The sequence below is a fragment of the Roseovarius carneus genome (genome assembly GCF_020141465.1).
GTDB classification, from domain to species: Bacteria; Pseudomonadota; Alphaproteobacteria; order Rhodobacterales; family Rhodobacteraceae; genus Roseovarius; species Roseovarius carneus.
On sequence record NZ_JAHSPD010000001.1, the window covers coordinates 1,510,133 to 1,526,842 of the forward strand.

Annotated in this window: 18 protein-coding genes; 17 read left to right on the forward strand and 1 reads right to left on the reverse strand. The window is 62.8% G+C overall.

The window, feature by feature from the left end; translation table 11 throughout:
- Positions 1-12: 12 nt before the first annotated feature.
- Complete coding sequence (locus KUD11_RS07580; protein WP_109388079.1) at positions 13-2,127, reverse strand: DEAD/DEAH box helicase; 2,115 nt, start codon at positions 2,125-2,127, stop codon at positions 13-15.
- 392 nt (positions 2,128-2,519) lie between these two features.
- On the opposite strand from KUD11_RS07580, the gene KUD11_RS07585 reads away from it, so the two are divergent.
- The 17 genes from KUD11_RS07585 to KUD11_RS07665 all read left to right on the forward strand — a co-directional run bounded on the left by KUD11_RS07585 (position 2,520) and on the right by KUD11_RS07665 (position 16,687).
- Positions 2,520-2,867, forward strand: coding sequence for a hypothetical protein (locus KUD11_RS07585; protein WP_109385245.1), 348 nt, complete (start codon positions 2,520-2,522; stop codon positions 2,865-2,867).
- Positions 2,785-4,140 carry a DNA-packaging protein gene (locus KUD11_RS07590; RefSeq protein ID WP_450103339.1) on the forward strand — a complete coding sequence of 452 codons (1,356 nt, stop codon included), beginning with the start codon at positions 2,785-2,787 and terminating at the stop codon, positions 4,138-4,140. The genes KUD11_RS07585 and KUD11_RS07590 overlap by 83 nt, the downstream gene beginning before the upstream one ends.
- Positions 4,141-4,282: 142 nt before the next feature.
- On the forward strand, positions 4,283-5,491 hold the full coding sequence (locus KUD11_RS07595; RefSeq protein WP_109385244.1) for a phage portal protein: 1,209 nt from the start codon (positions 4,283-4,285) through the stop codon (positions 5,489-5,491).
- Positions 5,481-5,720, forward strand: a complete 240-nt coding sequence (locus KUD11_RS07600) for a GTA head formation protein, RCAP_rcc01685 family (protein ID WP_109385243.1) — start codon at positions 5,481-5,483, stop codon at positions 5,718-5,720. Before KUD11_RS07595 ends, KUD11_RS07600 begins: the two co-directional genes overlap by 11 nt.
- 50 nt (positions 5,721-5,770) lie before the next feature.
- On the forward strand, positions 5,771-6,325 hold the full coding sequence (locus tag KUD11_RS07605) for an HK97 family phage prohead protease (protein WP_109385242.1): 555 nt from the start codon (positions 5,771-5,773) through the stop codon (positions 6,323-6,325).
- A gap of 35 nt (positions 6,326-6,360) precedes the next feature.
- Positions 6,361-7,554: a phage major capsid protein gene (locus KUD11_RS07610; RefSeq protein WP_109385241.1), complete on the forward strand. Its 1,194-nt coding sequence runs from the start codon at positions 6,361-6,363 to the stop codon at positions 7,552-7,554.
- Between the two features lie 152 nt (positions 7,555-7,706).
- Positions 7,707-8,306: a head-tail connector protein gene (locus KUD11_RS07615; RefSeq protein WP_109385240.1), complete on the forward strand. Its 600-nt coding sequence runs from the start codon at positions 7,707-7,709 to the stop codon at positions 8,304-8,306.
- A complete protein-coding gene (locus tag KUD11_RS07620; RefSeq protein WP_109385239.1) occupies positions 8,306-8,644 on the forward strand; it encodes a head-tail adaptor protein in 339 nt (112 codons plus the stop codon). Before KUD11_RS07615 ends, KUD11_RS07620 begins: the two co-directional genes overlap by 1 nt.
- Entirely contained in the window at positions 8,641-9,054 is a 414-nt protein-coding gene (locus tag KUD11_RS07625; RefSeq protein WP_109385238.1) for a DUF3168 domain-containing protein, read from the forward strand. The genes KUD11_RS07620 and KUD11_RS07625 overlap by 4 nt, the downstream gene beginning before the upstream one ends.
- A 24-nt stretch (positions 9,055-9,078) precedes the next feature.
- Positions 9,079-9,492, forward strand: a complete 414-nt coding sequence (locus KUD11_RS07630; protein WP_109385237.1) for a phage major tail protein, TP901-1 family — start codon at positions 9,079-9,081, stop codon at positions 9,490-9,492.
- A gap of 4 nt (positions 9,493-9,496) precedes the next feature.
- On the forward strand, positions 9,497-9,817 hold the full coding sequence (locus KUD11_RS07635) for a gene transfer agent family protein (protein ID WP_109385236.1): 321 nt from the start codon (positions 9,497-9,499) through the stop codon (positions 9,815-9,817).
- Positions 9,814-10,020, forward strand: a complete 207-nt coding sequence (locus KUD11_RS07640; protein ID WP_109385235.1) for a rcc01693 family protein — start codon at positions 9,814-9,816, stop codon at positions 10,018-10,020. The genes KUD11_RS07635 and KUD11_RS07640 overlap by 4 nt, the downstream gene beginning before the upstream one ends.
- Positions 10,010-10,672 (forward strand): phage tail tape measure protein, encoded by a 663-nt coding sequence (locus KUD11_RS07645; protein ID WP_109385234.1) that lies wholly within the window; start codon positions 10,010-10,012, stop codon positions 10,670-10,672. Before KUD11_RS07640 ends, KUD11_RS07645 begins: the two co-directional genes overlap by 11 nt.
- 18 nt (positions 10,673-10,690) lie before the next feature.
- Positions 10,691-11,323, forward strand: a complete 633-nt coding sequence (locus KUD11_RS07650; protein ID WP_109385233.1) for a DUF2460 domain-containing protein — start codon at positions 10,691-10,693, stop codon at positions 11,321-11,323.
- Entirely contained in the window at positions 11,320-12,210 is an 891-nt protein-coding gene (locus tag KUD11_RS07655) for a DUF2163 domain-containing protein (protein ID WP_109385232.1), read from the forward strand. Before KUD11_RS07650 ends, KUD11_RS07655 begins: the two co-directional genes overlap by 4 nt.
- Positions 12,207-12,653, forward strand: a complete 447-nt coding sequence (locus KUD11_RS07660; protein ID WP_109385231.1) for an NlpC/P60 family protein — start codon at positions 12,207-12,209, stop codon at positions 12,651-12,653. The genes KUD11_RS07655 and KUD11_RS07660 overlap by 4 nt, the downstream gene beginning before the upstream one ends.
- Positions 12,653-16,687 carry a baseplate multidomain protein megatron gene (locus KUD11_RS07665; protein ID WP_109385230.1) on the forward strand — a complete coding sequence of 1,345 codons (4,035 nt, stop codon included), beginning with the start codon at positions 12,653-12,655 and terminating at the stop codon, positions 16,685-16,687. The genes KUD11_RS07660 and KUD11_RS07665 overlap by 1 nt, the downstream gene beginning before the upstream one ends.
- Positions 16,688-16,710 lie beyond the last annotated feature (23 nt).

Genomic DNA, 16,710 nt, shown 5'->3' on the forward strand with positions numbered 1-16,710 from the left:
ACCGCTTGCGCCTTAGGGTTTGCCGCGTCGCGGCGCGCCGCCTGGCTTTGTCAGCCGGTTGGAGGGCGATGATGCGCCTTTGGGTCTGCCCTGCGCGCCTGCGGGTTTGCCAGAGCCGCCTTTGGGCTTGCCCGGTGCGCCTGTTGGTTTGCCCGACGGGCCGCTTGCGTCGCTGCGGGCGCGGTTTTTCTTGCTCGACGGTTTGCCTGCGGGCGGCTTAGGGCCTCTTGGCGCTCCATCTTTGGAGCCTGCATGTTTTGGCTTACCTGCGCCGGACTTGCGCGGTTTCCAAGGCTCGGCTGCCCCTGCGGCCATGGCGTCAGCGGCTGGATTGGCCGCTTTGCGATGTGGCTTTTTCGGCCCGCCTTTGGGCTTTTTGAACTTCGGATTGGGCGCGTCATTCCATTCGACAGGCTTGGTTGTGCCTGCTTTGGGTGCCGCAGGGCTGGGCGTCGGGGCACTTTGGGGCGCAGTAACAGGGGCCTCGTCACGCGGGACATGGCGCGGCTTGCGGTCTTTGGCAGGTCCAGGTTTTGCGCGCTGTGGTGCGCGGTCCAGCTTGGGCGGGGCAGAGAGGCGCGAGAGTTTCGCGCCGTCTTCCACCGTCATATCTGGGCCAATGGCGGCGAGGAAACCTTGGAGCGCGCCTTCGCGCAGCTCAATCAGGGATGCGTCTTGCTGAATTCGGATCGCGCCGATGTCATCGCGCGAGATGTCCCCCATTTTGCACAGCATCGGCAGCACGCGGCGCGGCTCGGCCCCGGTGCTGCGCCCACCCGGCAGGGAGAACCAGACGCTGGGCCCGAAGGGCGCGCGGGGTTTGACGGCCTCGTTGGCGTCCGACAGATCCTCGGGGGCTGAGTGACGCTCGCGGAAAAGGCGCAAGTAGGCAGCGGCGATCTGTTCGGGTGTGAAAGTTTCGCTGATTTTGGTCACCGTCGGCTCATCGGATTCGGACACGGGCTCTAGCCAATCTGGGTTGGCGAGCATCCGCTCTTCGTCCTTGGCTGTCACCTCCTCTGCGGAGGGGGCATTGGCCCAATCGGCCCGTAGCTTGGCCCAGCCGAGGAGGCGCTCGGCCTTTTTGCGCGCGGCGGGGGGCACGATCATAGCGCTGACGCCTTTGCGCCCGGCGCGGCCCGTGCGGCCAGAGCGGTGCAGAAGTGTGTCTTGGTTGGTGGGCAGCTCTGCGTGGATGACCAGCTCAAGATTTGGCAGGTCGATCCCGCGCGCGGCGACGTCTGTGGCCACGCATACGCGCGCGCGGCCATCGCGCATGGCCTGAAGCGCGTGGGTCCGTTCGCTCTGCGAAAGCTCCCCGGAGAGGGCCACAACCGAAAAGCCGCGATTGGACAGGCGAGTGGTCAGGCGGTTCACCATGGCGCGGGTGTTGCAAAATACGATGGCGTTGGGGGCCTCATAATACCGCAAGACGTTGATGATGGCATTCTCGCCATCGCGGGCCGAGACGCGCAGGGCGCGGTAGTCGATATCAGCGTGCTGGCTTGCGCCGCTCGTGGCGGTGATGCGCAGCGCGTCTTTTTGGTAGCTCTTGGCGAGCTTGGCGATGGCGGCGGGAACCGTGGCTGAAAAGAGCAGGGTCTGACGGTCGGCAGGCGCGCTTTCGAGGATGAATTCCAGATCTTCACGGAAGCCGAGGTCGAGCATCTCGTCTGCTTCGTCCAACACGACGGCGCGCAGGGCGCTGAGATCAATCGAGCCGCGCATGATATGATCGCGCAGCCGCCCCGGAGTGGCCACGACGATGTGCGTCCCGCGCGCGAGGGCACGGCGTTCATCGCGCATATCCATGCCACCCACGGTGGAGGCAAGAACCGCCCCGGCCCCGGCAAAGAGCCACTCAAGCTCGCGTTTGACCTGCAAGGCCAGCTCTCGCGTGGGCGCGATGACCAGTGCGAGGGGCGCATCGGCGCGTGCGAAGACGTCTTCATCGTCCAAGAGGCCAGGCGCGATCGCAAGGCCGAACCCGATGGTTTTGCCTGAGCCAGTCTGGGCGGATACGAGCAGATCCTGACCGATGGTTTCAGGCGCTGTAACTGCCTCCTGCACGGCGGTCAGTGTGGAATATCCGCGCGCTTCCAGCGCGTCTGCGAGTGTCTTTTTCAAAGCGATACCATGTTTCATTCTTGGAGGGTGTTGGGCTGCGGCGGGGCCGTGCGCCTTTGAGTGTAAGGCACTGTCCCTATCTTGTTGAGGGGCCATTGTATATGGCTCCTGAAAAGAATGCACGCAAGTGACGCGGGGGCGTTTGGTCTGCGTTGGATAGCTTTTGTCAGGGGTGGTCAAGGCGGCTATAAATTTAAGAAAACGTAAATAAAACGGTCGGTTGCGGGTCTTTCAGGGGCGCGGCAAACTTGACTTTGCGCACGGCTCTAAGTATGAGTTGTGACATACTGGCAGAATTGCATGAACGGCCCCGGGCACCCCCCGTGGGCCGTTTTTCGTTCTGGGCGGGCGGAGAAGACGAGCAACGCAATCGCATGAGGCAGTAGGCACGAATGAGTTTGATCACACCCGAGGAAGACCCTTCGGGTCTGAGCAACACTGTGGCGTCGCTGGAAAAACAGCTGCGCGGCATGTGCGAGGATCTGGAAGCCCTGTCCGACAGGGTTCGGGCGGAGGATTTTGACGATGTCAAAAACCGAAGCAAGCTTCTGACCGATATTCGGCAGTGGCTGAAAATGGCAATCGAAGCGGAGACACAAATTGAGCAAAGAAAACAAAGGGAGCGTGGCATTATCAATGGATATGCCCTCGATATTGATGCAGCGCGGGATTCGATCGGGTGCCGCTTGGATCGCCTCAGAAGAGCCCGGTGTCCGGGACGATTTCCTCGCAAGCCTTGAGGAGGGAGAGCTTCTGGCGCTGCCCTATATCTTCGATTTCTGGGCGATGGATCATCAGCTTCCGCCTGAGGGGGATTGGCGCAGCTGGATCATCATGGGCGGACGTGGTGCGGGCAAGACGCGCGCGGGCGCTGAATGGGTACGTGCGCAAGTGGAAGGCTCAAGGCCGCTTGACGCAGGGCGATGCCGCAGGCTGGCTTTGATTGGCGAGACGGTGGGGCAGGTGCGTGATGTGATGATTTTTGGCGAAAGCGGGATTTTGGCATGCTCACCGCCTGATCGCAGGCCGGAATGGGAGGCGAGCAAGAAGCGGCTGGTCTGGCCCAATGGCGCGGTCGCACAGGTGTTCTCGGCCCATGATCCCGAAGGGTTGCGCGGGCCGCAGTTTGACGGGGCGTGGGTGGATGAGTTGGCGAAGTGGAAAAAGGCGCGTGAGACGTGGGATATGCTGCAATTCGGGCTGCGTCTGGGGGATCGTCCGCAGGTGTGCATCACCACGACGCCGCGCAATGTGGGCGTGCTGAAGGATATCCTGAAGGCCGACACCACCGTTGTCACCAGCGCCCCTACCGAGGCGAACCGTGCGTTTCTGGCGGATAGCTTTCTCGAGGAAGTGCGCACGCGGTATGCGGGCACACGTCTGGGGCGGCAGGAGCTGGATGGTGTGTTGATGGAGGATGCGGAGGGGGCTCTTTGGACCGCGAGCAGCCTAGAGGCGCGGCGCGTGGAGGCCGCGCCTGTGCTTGACCGCATCGTGGTGGCCGTTGATCCGCCTGTGACAGGCGGCCCGAATGCGGATGAGTGTGGGATCATCATTGTGGGCGCCTGCACGCAGGGGCCGGTGCAGGAGTGGAAGGCATATGTCCTTGCGGATGCATCGGTGAGCGCTGCGAGCCCGCTTACTTGGGCCGCCGCCGCCGTGCGTGCGATGGAGAACTGGGGCGCGGACCGGCTTGTGGCGGAGGTCAATCAGGGGGGTGAGCTTGTCTCGGAGGTGATCCGGCAGATTGATCCCTTGGTGCCGATCAAGGCGGTGCATGCGTCCAAGGGCAAGGTCGCGCGGGCCGAGCCTGTGGCCGCCCTTTATGAGCAGGGGCGTGTGCATCATTTGCGCGGGCTTGGGCCTTTGGAGGATCAGATGTGCGCAATGACCATTCAGGGGTTTGAGGGCAAAGGCAGCCCGGACCGTGTGGATGCGCTTGTCTGGGCCTTGCACGATCTGATGATCGAGCCCGCCGCCAAATGGCGCCGTCCGAGGGTGCGCGCGGTCTGATTAAATTTTCTTAAATCTTTCACTGTCTGATGCCCATCAAGCGACGGACACGCAGCGGCCCCGAAAACGGGGCGGCAGGGCGGTCCGGGCGACCGAAGGCAGCAGCGGTTTGAATGACCGGCACAGCAAGGAGTGACACCAGATGATCATGGACTTCTTTCGGCAAAGCGCCGAGACGACCCAGCCCCCCGAGGCCAAGGCCAGTGCTGCGGGCCGCGTGGTGGCGTGGCAAGGTATGAGCCGCAGCGTCTGGAGCGGGCGGGATACGGGTGCGTTGATGCGCAATGGTTTTGCCGGGAATCCGGTTGGGTTTCGCTGTGTCAAGATGATTGCCGAGGCGGCGGCCTCCCTGCCGTTGGTTTTGCAGGATGCTGAGCAACGCTTTGGCGCGCATCCTTTGCTGAACCTGATCCGCCGCCCCAATCCCGCGCAGGGCCGGGCCGAGCTTTTGGAGGCGCTTTATGGCCATCTTCTGCTGACGGGCAACGCCTATATCGAGGCGGTGGGCGCGGAGACGGACGCCGGGCCCTCCACGCCTTTGGAGCTGCATGTCCTGCGCTCGGACCGCATGAGTGTGGTGCCTGGGCCTGACGGTTGGCCCGTGGCGTATGAATACGCGGTGAGCGGGCGTAAGCACCGGTTCAACGTGGCGGACGGCCATCCGGCGATCTGCCATATCAAGAGTTTTCATCCCACGGATGATCATTATGGCCTGTCGCCGATGCATGCGGCGGCGCAGGCGCTGGATGTGCACAATAGCGCCTCGCGCTGGTCCAAGGCGCTGTTGGATAACGCGGCACGGCCTTCGGGCGCGATTGTCTACAAGGGCGCGGAAGGGCAGGGCACGCTAAGTTCGGATCAATACAGCCGACTTGTGGATGAGATGGAGAGCCACCATCAGGGTACGCGCAATGCCGGTCGACCGATGCTTCTGGAGGGGGGGCTTGATTGGAAGCCTATGGGGTTCTCACCCTCGGACATGGAGTTTCAGAAGACCAAGGAGAGTGCGGCGCGCGAGATCGCCTTGGCGTTTGGCGTGCCGCCCATGCTTCTCGGGGTGCCGGGGGATGCGACCTATTCCAATTACCAAGAGGCCAACCGCGCTTTCTTCCGCCTGACGGTTTTGCCGCTGGCGACGCGGGTGGCCGCGAGTATCTCGGAATGGCTCAGCGGGTTTGAGGGGGTGGCGGTCGAACTGAAGCCGGATCTTGATCAGGTCGCAGCCTTGGCGCCTGAGCGGGATGCGCAATGGGCGCGCGTGGCTAGCGCGAGTTTTCTGAACGACGCGGAGAAACGCGCGCTTTTGGGGCTGCCCGCGCTGGCGCCAGAGGAGGGCGCGGATGGCCGATAAGGGTATCCCCGAACGCTACGGGTTCGAAGCGTTCGATTGCGCGCCTGCGCTCAGGCTGGAGGCCAATGAACGGGTGGCGAGCCTGAAATTCGACGCACAAGCCGAGCGACTGGAAAAGATTGAGGAGGCCATGCGGCTTTTGGAAAAGCGTCTTTGGCTGGCGGTTTACGGTGTGGTTGGCGCGATCTTGGTGCAGGCGTTTCAGCCGATTTTAGCGGCGCTGCCGTGACCGGCACAGGCCCGGATTTGCCCCGAAGGGGGCGTGAGAAAGGACATGCGATGAGCATTGAAAGCGGTTTGGAGAAGAAATTCGCCCGGTTGGGCAAGGATCTCACGGTGACAGACGGCACCGAGATCGCAGGCTATGCCAGCTATTTCGGGGATACCGACCAGAGTGGTGATGTGGTGCAGAAGGGGGCTTACGCGGTCTCGCTCAAGGCGCTTGCGGCGGATGGTCGGCAGGTGAAGATGCTGTGGCAGCACGATCCGGCGCAGCCCATCGGGATTTGGGACGAGGTGTGCGAGGATGCGCGCGGGCTCTACGTGAAGGGGCGTCTTTTGGAGGCTGTGGGGCGCGGTCGCGAGGCGGCGGCCTTGATCGCGGCGGGCGCGATTGACGGGCTGAGCATCGGATACCGGACTGTGAAAGCGGCCAAGAATGAAAAGGGCCAGCGGCTCTTGATGGAACTGGAACTTTGGGAAGTGTCGCTTGTGACCTTCCCGATGCTTCCCAGTGCGCGGGTGGGAGCGAAGGGCGAGAGCCTGATGCGTGCCGATCTGCGTGAGTTGGCGGCGACCTTCGCAGGTGCGCGCCGGGAGTTGGCGCGCATGTAGCGCCTGGCACAACCTCAACCAAACAGGACCTAGAGATGAGCAAAACCGAGGGAACTTCTCGGACCGGGGAAGATCTGTCTTCAGATCTGAGCCCAGTGGCCGAGGTGAAGTCTGCCGTAGCGGGTTTCATGAACGATCTGAAGGGCTTTCAGTCCGACATCCAGCAACGTCTGCAACAACAAGAAGAGAAATTGACCATGTTTGAACGCAAATCCTTTGTGCCGGCACGCCCGGCGTTGGCCACCAGCGCCGAGACCACGGCCCCGCATCAGAAGGCGTTCAATGCCTACCTGCGCTCGGGTGATGATGACGGGCTGCGCGGGCTTGATCTTGAGGGCAAGGCCATGGGCACCGCTGTGGCGGCTGATGGTGGCTATCTTGTCGATCCGCAAACCGCCGCGACCATCAAGTCCACGCTCAGTTCCACCGCGTCGATCCGGGCGATTGCCAATGTCATGGCAGTTGAATCCACCAGCTTTGACGTGCTGATCGACCATACGGATGTCGGCCATGGCTGGGCCACGGAAGCCGCAGGCGTGGCTGAGAGCGATACGCCCACGATTGATAGGATCACCATTCCTCTGCACGAACTGAGCGCGCTTCCCAAAGCCAGTCAGCGTTTGCTGGATGACAGCGCGTTTGACATTGAGGGCTGGCTTGCGGGCAGGATCGCGGACAAGTTTGCGCGTGCTGAGGCCGCGGCCTTTGTGGGTGGCGATGGCGTGGACAAGCCGCGTGGGTTCCTCACCCACGGCACGGTGGACAATGGCGTGTGGACCTGGGGCAACCTTGGCTACATCCCCACGGGCACGGATGGCGGCTTCACCTCTGCGGATGAGATTGTTGATCTGGTCTATGCGCTGGGCGCACAATACCGCGCCAATGCGACCTTCGTCATGAACTCCAAAACGGCGGGTGCGGTGCGCAAGATGAAGGATGCCGATGGCCGCTTCCTGTGGTCTGATGGCCTTGCGGCGGGAGAGCCTGCGCGCCTTCTGGGTTACCGGGTGATGATCGCCGAGGACATGCCCGACATTGCGGCGGACGCCTATGCCATCGCGTTTGGCGATTTCACGGCGGGCTACACCGTGGCCGAGCGCCCAGACCTGCGCGTGCTGCGCGACCCGTTCAGCGCCAAGCCGCATGTGCTGTTCTATGCGACCAAGCGTGTCGGGGGTGACGTCAGTGACTTTGCCGCGATCAAGCTGCTGAAATTCGCGACCTCATAAGGGGCGCGGATGGGTGGGGGCCGGGTGCCCCCGCCCGAGGCGTGCGTTGCCACTCGAGAATATGCGTTGTCCAGCTGCTCCCTCCGTCCGAGCAACGCCGGCAGCGCGCGCCTTAACACCCGGAGGGGTCCGGGGTTTTTCGGAGTAAAACCATGATGTTGATTGAAGAAACCGCAATTGCGCAGACTGCCTTGCCTGTCGACGAGTTCAAGGCGCATCTGCGGCTGGGAACAGGGTTTTCGGACGATGATGTGCAAGGCCCTGTTCTGGAGAGTTTTCTGCGGGCGGCGATTGCATCGATTGAGGCGCGCACCGGCAAAATCCTGATTGAACGGGAGTTTTCCTGGGAGCTCACGGCGTGGCGCACGGCCTACGGTCAAGCGCTGCCGGTGGCGCCAGTCAATGCGATTGTCTCTGTAACGCGCCGGATGGCGGGCGGGGCGCAGGAGTTGGCGGGGCCGAGCACATATCGGTTGGATGTCGATACCCACAGACCGCGATTGATGCCGATGGGGGCGATGCTTCCGGGCGTGCCCACGGGCGGGTCCGTGATTGTGCGGTTCTTCGCGGGATATGGCCCGATGTGGGGCGATCTACCTGCCGATTTGGGGCAGGCGGTCCTGCTGCTCGCTGCGCATTTTTATGAATATCGCAACGATACGGCGCTTGGTAACGGGTGCATGCCCTTCGGTGTGACCAGCCTGATCGAGCGCTACCGCACCGTGCGTCTGCTTGGCGGGGGGGCAGGGTGATGAAGGGGATCAACCTGAACCGAAACCTGATCCTTGAAGCGCCTGAACGGGTGGCGGATGGGGCGGGTGGTTTTACTGAGAGCTGGGCTGAGTTGGGTCGGCTTTGGGCGGATGTAAGCGCACGCACGGGTCGCGAAGTGGCGGGAGGCACGGCGCGTATGTCGAACACCGCCTACCGCATCACAGTGCGCTCCGCCCCGCATGGCGCACCCTCGCGGCCCCAGCCGGGACAACGGTTTCGTGACGGCGCACGGGTGTTTCGCATTGAGGCCGTGACGGAGCATGACGCGGGCGCGCGCTTTCTCACATGCTTTGCCGAAGAGGAGGTGGCGGTATGAGCTATGCAGCATCGGCAGCCCTTCAGGCGGCGGTTTATCAGCGGTTGAGAGATGACCCGGAGGTGACCCTTGGCGTGGGCGCGGCGATTTTTGACGCCCTTCCCCCCGGCATTTTGCCAGACACTTACGTCACCCTTGGCCCCGAGGAGGTGCGCGACCGTTCGGATGGCACAGGGGGCGGCGCTTGGCATCGGTTTACGATCTCGGTTGTGACGCAGACGGCTGGATTTCAGAGCGCAAAGGCTATTGCGGCTGCCATTGGCGATGCGCTTGTGGATGCGGATCTCAGCCTGAGCCGGGGGCGGCTTGCCTCGCTCAGCTTTGATCGTGCGCGGGCGCGGCGCGAGGGCAGCGGGCAGCTCAGGCGCATTGATCTCACCTTTCGCGCACGTGTTCAGGATAGTGCATAAACCTTAATCATTGGAGAAAATACAATGGCAGTTCAAAACGGTAAGGACCTTCTTATCAAGGTCGACCTGACGGGTGATGGCAATTTTCAATCCATCGCAGGCCTGCGGGCCACGCGCATCAGCTTCAACGCCGAGAGCGTGGATGTGACCAGCCTTGAGAGCCAAGGTGGGTGGCGCGAGCTTTTGGCGGGGGCGGGTGTGAAATCGGCCGCGATCAGCGGTTCGGGCATCTTCCGCGATGCGGACTCTGACGAGCGCGCCCGGCAGATATTCTTTGATGGGGAGATGCCCGATTTTCAGGTTGTGATCCCCGATTTTGGCACGATTGAGGGCCGCTTTCAGGTCACGTCGATCGAGTATTCGGGCACGCATGATGGGGAGGCGACATATGAGTTGTCGCTGGCGTCGGCAGGCTTGCTGACCTTCGTGGCGAGCTGAGGGAATGGTGAACCCTTGGACAGGTGAAGTGGCGCTCAGGATCGACGGCGAGCGGCATGTGCTCAAGCTCACGCTGGGCGCTTTGGCCGAGCTTGAGGCAGGCCTGAAGGCTGGATCGCTCGTTGATCTGGTTGAGCGGTTCGAGGGGGGCGCCTTTTCCAGCCGTGACGTGCTTGCGCTGATCGTGGCGGGGCTGCGCGGCGGGGGATGGTCCGGGACTGCTGAGGATCTGATCTCGGCGGAGATCGAGGGCGGGCCTTTGGGGGCCGCACGGGCGGCGGCAGAGCTTTTGGCGCGTGCCTTCATGCTGCCGGATGGGACATGAGCGCGTTTGACTGGCCGGTGCTCATGCAGGCGGGGTTGAAGGGCCTTGGTCTGCGTCCAGTGGAGTTCTGGGCGCTGACGCCTGCGGAGCTGAAACTGATGTTGGGTGAGGTGCGCAGCGTCTCTCCTTTGGCGCGTGATCAGCTGGATGCGCTGATGCTGGCCTATCCGGACAAAACTGGAGAGATGGACGATGGAAGATAGCGATCAGCTTGGCGCTCTTGAGGCGCAGATTGATGCGATGGATGGCAGCTTTGGTGCGGCCACCGATATGGCGGCGGCCTTCAACGCGGAGATGGCGAGGGTGCGCGGCACGTTTGAGCGCACGGGGCAGGATGTATCCAGATTGGATCGCGGGCTTAGCCGGGGTTTGCGCCGGGCGATCAAGGGCGCGGTTGTGGATGGTGACAGCCTTTCGGTTGCTTTGGACAGCGTCGCCACGTCGATGATGAACACCTCGTTTAACGCAGTGGTGAAGCCTGTGACGGATCACCTGGGGGGTGTTTTGTCCTCCGGCATAGGCAGCTTTATGGGCGGGCTTTTGCCCTTTGCCAAAGGCGGCACATTCGCCCAAGGCCGCGTGCAGCCTTTTGCCAATGGGGGTGTCGTGAGCGGGCCTGTGGCCTTTCCGATGCGCGGAGGCGCGGGCCTGATGGGGGAGGCGGGGCCGGAGGCGATCATGCCACTTGCGCGTGGGCCTGATGGCAAGCTTGGGGTGCGCGGCGCGGGCGGGGGCAACCCGGTGAATGTGGTGATGAATATCTCAACGCCGGATGCAGACGGCTTTCGCCGTAGCCAAGGCCAGATTGCCGCGCAGTTGGGCCGGGCCATTGGTCGTGGCCAGCGCAACCGATAGACAAAAAGGAGAGCTGAGATGGGGTTTCACGAGGTAAGGTTTCCGGCCAATCTGAGTTTTGGCTCGGTCGGCGGCCCACAGCGTTATACGGATGTGGTCACGCTGGCCAATGGGTTTGAAGAGCGCAATACGCCCTGGAAACACTCGCGCCGCCGCTATGATGCGGGTGTGGGGATGCGCAGCCTTGATGATATCGAGACGCTGATCGCGTTTTTTGAGGCGCGTCAGGGGCAGATTTTTGGTTTTCGCTGGAAAGATTGGGCGGATTACAAATCCGGCGGGGCACTGCGTGAGCCGCTTTACGATGATCAGGTGATTGCTGTGGGCGATGATCTGACCGCGCAGTTTCAGCTGATCAAGACCTATCGGTCGGGCGATTACACTTATGCGCGTCCTGTGACGAAACCTGTGCGCGGGTCGGTCCGGATCGGGCTTGGCGATGATGAGCAGCAAGAGAGCATTCATTATGAGGTGGATATCGAGACCGGGCTTGTGACGTTTGGGCATCCGCCCAACGAGGGTGTGCGCATCACGGCAGGCTATGAGTTTGACGTGCCGGTGCGGTTTGACACGGACCGTATCCAGACCAGCATTGCGAGCTTTCAGGCCGGCGATGCGCCGAGCGTGCCAGTTGTGGAGATCCGGGTATGAGCGGGCTTGATCCGGCGCTGGAGGCGCATCTTCAGACGGGGGTGACAACGACCTGCCGCGCATGGGCTTTGACGCGCAATGACGGTGTTGTCTTGGGGTTCACGGACCATGATTGCACGCTCAGCTTTGAGGGGATGGAGTTCAAGGCGGAGACGGGCCTGAGCGCGCTTGCGCTGAGCCAAAGCACGGGGCTGTCGGTGGACAATACCGATGCGCTGGGCGCGCTGAGCGATGCGGCTATCCGCGAGGATGATATCGAGGCCGGGCGCTATGACGGGGCCGAGATCCGCGCGTGGCTGGTGAATTGGCAGGACACGGGCCAGCGCCAATTGCAGTTTCGCGGCACGATTGGCGAGTTGCGCCGGGCGGGCGGTGCGTTCGAGGCCGAACTGCGAGGGTTGACCGAGGCGTTGAACCGACCCTTGGGCCGGGTGTTTCAGAAGCCATGTTCGGCCGTGCTGGGGGATCGCGATTGCGGGTTTGATCTCGGTGCTTTGGGCTACAGCACCGAGATGCAGGCCGCAGAGATCAAGGATCGTCGGGTGTTTCGCTTTGATGCTTTCGGCGGCTTTGATGAGCGGTGGTTCCAGCATGGGAGGCTGGTTGCGACCTCCGGCGCGGCCAAGGGCCTTGTCGGGGTGATCAAGCGCGACCGGGTGGAGGGCGCCTTTCGGGTGATTGAGCTTTGGCATCCGCTGCGCGCGCCAGTGACGACCGAAGATATGCTTCGGATTGAGGCAGGATGTGACAAACGCGCGCTGACATGCCGGTTGAAGTTTCAGAATTTTGCAAACTTTCAGGGGTTTCCCGACATTCCGGGTGATGATTGGTCGATCACGGACCCGGCACGGGCTGGAAGCCTGAATGGCGGGAGCAGGCGGTCATGAGCGTGTTTCAAGCGCAGGTGGTGGCCGCAGCGCGCGGATGGATTGGCACGCCTTACCGGCATCAGGCGTCTTTGCGCGGGGCCGGAACGGATTGTCTTGGCCTCTTGCGCGGGGTCTTGCGCGAGGTGCTCGGGGCTGAGCCTGAACGCCCGCCTGCCTATTCCATGGACTGGTCCGAACCTGCGCGCATCGAGGCGCTCTGGCAGGCGGCGGAGCGGCATTTGCGGCCCAAGAGGATGGACGATGAAGCGCCCGGTGATGTGCTGTTGTTTCGGATGCGCGATGGGGCCGTGGCCAAGCATCTGGGCATCGTGGGCCATGTTGGGTCGGAGGCGAGCTTTATTCACGCCTATTCAAGTCACGCGGTCGTCGAGAGCCCTCTGGGCGCGCCGTGGCGCCGCCGGATCGTGGCGCGGTTCACCTTTCCTGAGGAGTTGACATAATGGCGACGATTGTTCTTTCGGCGGCGGGTGCAGCCCTTGGTGCATCTGCGGGTGGCACGGTTTTGGGCCTGTCGATGGCTGCGGTTGGCCGGTTTGCGGGCGGCGTCATCGGGCGCTCCATCGATCAGCGGCTGATGGGCGAAGGCTCGGATATCGTGGAGAGCGGGCGGGCCACGCGGCTGCGCCTGACGGGCTCGGGCGAAGGCGATGCGATTGCGCAGGTTTTCGGGCGTATGCGCGTGTCGGGGCAGGTGATCTGGGCCACAGAATTTCGCGAGGACGTCACGGTGAGTGGCGGCGGCGGGGGTGGCGGCAAAGGGGCCCGTCCGCCGCGCACGCAAACGCGGCAGTTCAGTTATTCGCTGAGCGTGGCCTTGGCGCTCTGTGAGGGCGAGATCAGCCATGTGGGCCGGGTCTGGGCCGATGGTAATGAGATTTCGCGCAATGATCTAAACATGCGGATTTATCGCGGCACCCGTGATCAATTGCCTGATGCAAAGATGGAGGCGGTTGAGGGCGCGGGCACTGTGCCTGCTTATCGCGGTACGGCCTATGTGGTGATCGAGGATCTGGAGCTGAGCGCCTATGGCAACCGCGTTCCGCAATTCACCTTTGAGGTGACCCGCCCCGCGCAGGCGGGCACGCAGGGTGCTGAGGCTGATCCTGTGCATGCTGTCCGCGCTGTGGCGATGTTGCCCGGCAGCGGGGAATATGCGCTGGCGACGACGCCCGTGACGCTGAGCTTCGGACCGGGTTCCTCGCGGTTGGTGAATGTGAACTCACCTTCTGGCAAGCCCGATCTCCTGACATCGCTCGATGCTCTGGCGGGTGAATTGCCCAAATGCAGATCGACCTCTTTGGTGGTCAGCTGGTTCGGCGATGACCTGCGCGTTGGCAATTGCACGCTGCGCCCCAAGGTGGAGCAAAAGCAATTTGAGGGTAGCAATATGCCATGGGAGGTCGCAGGCCTCACGCGGGGCACGGCGCTTGAAGTGCGCAAGGATGCTGCGCAAGTCCCGGTTTACGGTGGAACGCCTGCGGATGCGTCGGTTCTTGAGGCGATCAAGGCGCTTCAGGAGGCTGGCCAAGAGGTGATGTATTACCCGTTCATCCTGATGGATCAGGTCGCGGGCAATGGCCTGCCTGATCCCTATGGCAATGAGCCTGATCAGCCCGTCCTGCCATGGCGCGGGCGTATCACGACGTCCCAAGCACCGGGGCGCGCGGGCAGCCCCGACGGTACGAGTATGGCCGAGGCGGAAGTGGCTGCCTTTTTCGGCACGGCCAGTGCCAGTGACTTCGCGATTGGGCCTCCGCCGCCGCCCCGGCCATTTCCGGTCGATACCTCTGTCAGGCCCGAGAGCCGCCCGTTCAATTTCGGCGCCTATGTGACCGTGCCAGCCACCATTTCCGTGCGCTACAGCGGCCCGGATGAGTGGGGCTATCGTCGGTTTATCCTCCATCAGGCGGCACTTTGCGCGATGGCGGGCGGTGTGGAGAGCTTCTGCATCGGATCCGAGATGCGCGGACTTACGCAGATTCGGGGTGCCGGGAACAGCTTTCCCGCCGTGGCGGCGCTGAGGGCGCTGGCGGCGGAGGTGCGTATCCTTTTGGGGCCGCATGTGAAGATCGGCTATGCCGCCGATTGGACAGAGTATTTCGGCTATCAGCCACAAGACGGCAGCGGGGACCGGTTTTTCCATCTCGATGCGCTCTGGGCTGATCCAAATATCGATTTCATCGGTATCGACAATTATATGCCGCTGTCTGATTGGCGCGAGGGGCAGGACCATGCGGATGCGGGCTTTGGCTCCATCTACAATCTCGACTATCTCAAGGCCAATATTGAGGGGGGAGAGGGCTATGATTGGTTCTACCATTCGCCCGAGGCAACCGAGGCGCAAATTCGTACGCCGATCACGGATGGTGAGTATGGCGAGCCATGGGTCTGGCGCTACAAGGATATTCGCAACTGGTGGCTGAATTCGCACCACGAGCGCGTAGACGGTGTCCGCCGCGACCTGCCAACCGAGTGGATTCCGCAATCCAAGCCCGTCCGTTTTACTGAAATCGGCTGCCCTGCTGTCGATAAGGGCACGAATGAGCCAAACAAGTTCATTGATCCGAAATCCTCGGAATCCTTCCTGCCCAAATTCTCCACCGGGCGGCGGGATGAGCTGATCCAGCTGCAATATCTGCGGGCCACGATTGGCTATTGGACAGCCCGTGAGAACAACCCTGTCTCGGTTCTCTACGAGGCGCCGATGATAGATATGGACCACGCGCATGTCTGGGCATGGGACGCACGGCCCTACCCGTTTTTCCCCAATAACCAATCGCTTTGGACGGATGGGGCCAATTATGCGCGGGGCCATTGGATCACCGGTCGGGCCTCGGCGCGTTCGCTCGATACTGTCGTGCGCGAGATCGCGGCGCGTGCAGGGCTGACGGCGATAGATACCTCCGCGCTCTACGGCTATCTGCGTGGCTATTCGGTGGAGCAGGTCAGCGAGGCCCGCGCCGCTCTTCAGCCTTTGATGCTGCGCTACGGGTTTGACGCGATTGAACGCGATGGCGTTTTGGTTTTCCGAATGCGCGATGGGCTGCCCGATGCGGAGCTGAGCTTTGACGATCTGGTGCGTGATGCTGAAAGCGGCGAGGCGCTGGAGGAAAAGCGCGGCAGCGCGGCTGAGGTGGCGGGGCGCGTGCGCCTGCGATTTATTGAGGCGGATGGCGATTTTGAGGTGATCGCCGAGGAGGCGATCCTGCCCGATGATACCACCCATTCGGTCAGCGCGTCAGAACTGCCCATTGCCATGACGCGGGCTGAGGGACGCGCCGTGACGGAACGCTGGCTCTCGGAGGCGCGGGTGGCGGCGGATACAGTGCGGCTGACGCTGCCGCCATCAAAGCTGGCGCTCGGGGCGGGGGATGTGCTCAGCTTGGCAGAGGCCGGTGGGAAAGGGTTTTTTCGCATCGACCGGGTGGAGCAGATGGGGCTCGCGCAGCGCGTGGACGCCGTGCGGATCGAGCCGGAAAGCTACCGGCCCATGGACATCACCGATGAGCCGCCCACTGTGCGCCCCTTCACGCCGCCTGTGCCGGTGCTGCCGCTCTTTCTTGACCTGCCGCTTTTGACCGGGGAAGAAGTGCCCCATGCGCCCCATCTTGCAGTCACGGCAGAGCCATGGCCGGGGAGTGTGGCGCTCTTTGCCTCGGATGTGGATGCGAATTACCAGCTCAACAAGCTGACCCAGGCGCGCGCACGTGTGGGCGTTCTGGAGGCAGCACTTGCCCCGGCTCCGGCAGGGCTTTTGGACCGCGGCGATGGTCTGCTTGTGCGGATGCTTTCGGGTCAGTTGGAAAGCGTGGGGGGCGATGCCCTGCTTGGGGGTGCGAACCTCTGTGCGGTGGGCGACGGCACGCCGGATAATTGGGAGTTGATCCAGTTTCGTGACGCGGATCTTGTGGGCGAGGATCAGTATCTTCTGTCGCACCGCTTGCGTGGTCAGGCGGGCACCGAAGGGGCCGGGCCGGGCGGATGGCCCATCGGCAGTTACCTCGTGATGCTTGACGGTTTGCCGCAACAGATCGAGCTGTCGGATGCGTTGCGCCGCCGGGCCCGGCATTACCGGATCGGCCCTGCCGGGCGTCCTGTGGATGATCCGTCCTATCAATATGACGTGGTGGCGTTTGAAGGTATCGGCCTGCGCCCTCTGCGGCCCGTGCATTTGCGGGCTGTGCTGGATACGTCCGGGGAGGTCGCCCTCCGCTGGATTCGCAGAACGCGGATTGACGGGGATCGCTGGGACACGCCTGAGGTGCCGCTGGGCGAGGAAAGCGAGCAATATCTGCTGCGGATTCTGCGCGACGGCGGCATCGTGCGCGAAGAATTGCTGAGCGCCCCAAATTGGACCTACAGGGCCGATGCTCGCGCCGCTGATGGCACAACCAGCGGCTTTGAGGTGAAGGTGGCGCAGGTTTCGGCCAAATTCGGGACGGGCGTCTTTGCCAGTGCGGAGGTCTCCGCCTAACCTGGCTGCGCAGGCGGTAGTGT

Excerpts from the sequence above, each read along its gene's own strand:
- KUD11_RS07585 (WP_109385245.1), top strand. The coding sequence starts at position 2,520 with ATGAGTTTGATCACACCCGAGGAAGACCCTTCGGGTCTGAGCAACACT.
- KUD11_RS07590 (WP_450103339.1), top strand. The coding sequence starts at position 2,785 with ATGCAGCGCGGGATTCGATCGGGTGCCGCTTGGATCGCCTCAGAAGAG.
- KUD11_RS07595 (WP_109385244.1), top strand. The coding sequence starts at position 4,283 with ATGATCATGGACTTCTTTCGGCAAAGCGCCGAGACGACCCAGCCCCCC.
- KUD11_RS07600 (WP_109385243.1), top strand. The coding sequence starts at position 5,481 with ATGGCCGATAAGGGTATCCCCGAACGCTACGGGTTCGAAGCGTTCGAT.
- KUD11_RS07605 (WP_109385242.1), top strand. The coding sequence starts at position 5,771 with ATGAGCATTGAAAGCGGTTTGGAGAAGAAATTCGCCCGGTTGGGCAAG.
- KUD11_RS07610 (WP_109385241.1), top strand. The coding sequence starts at position 6,361 with ATGAGCAAAACCGAGGGAACTTCTCGGACCGGGGAAGATCTGTCTTCA.
- KUD11_RS07615 (WP_109385240.1), top strand. The coding sequence starts at position 7,707 with ATGATGTTGATTGAAGAAACCGCAATTGCGCAGACTGCCTTGCCTGTC.
- KUD11_RS07620 (WP_109385239.1), top strand. The coding sequence starts at position 8,306 with ATGAAGGGGATCAACCTGAACCGAAACCTGATCCTTGAAGCGCCTGAA.
- KUD11_RS07625 (WP_109385238.1), top strand. The coding sequence starts at position 8,641 with ATGAGCTATGCAGCATCGGCAGCCCTTCAGGCGGCGGTTTATCAGCGG.
- KUD11_RS07630 (WP_109385237.1), top strand. The coding sequence starts at position 9,079 with ATGGCAGTTCAAAACGGTAAGGACCTTCTTATCAAGGTCGACCTGACG.
- KUD11_RS07635 (WP_109385236.1), top strand. The coding sequence starts at position 9,497 with ATGGTGAACCCTTGGACAGGTGAAGTGGCGCTCAGGATCGACGGCGAG.
- KUD11_RS07640 (WP_109385235.1), top strand. The coding sequence starts at position 9,814 with ATGAGCGCGTTTGACTGGCCGGTGCTCATGCAGGCGGGGTTGAAGGGC.
- KUD11_RS07645 (WP_109385234.1), top strand. The coding sequence starts at position 10,010 with ATGGAAGATAGCGATCAGCTTGGCGCTCTTGAGGCGCAGATTGATGCG.
- KUD11_RS07650 (WP_109385233.1), top strand. The coding sequence starts at position 10,691 with ATGGGGTTTCACGAGGTAAGGTTTCCGGCCAATCTGAGTTTTGGCTCG.
- KUD11_RS07655 (WP_109385232.1), top strand. The coding sequence starts at position 11,320 with ATGAGCGGGCTTGATCCGGCGCTGGAGGCGCATCTTCAGACGGGGGTG.
- KUD11_RS07660 (WP_109385231.1), top strand. The coding sequence starts at position 12,207 with ATGAGCGTGTTTCAAGCGCAGGTGGTGGCCGCAGCGCGCGGATGGATT.
- KUD11_RS07665 (WP_109385230.1), top strand. The coding sequence starts at position 12,653 with ATGGCGACGATTGTTCTTTCGGCGGCGGGTGCAGCCCTTGGTGCATCT.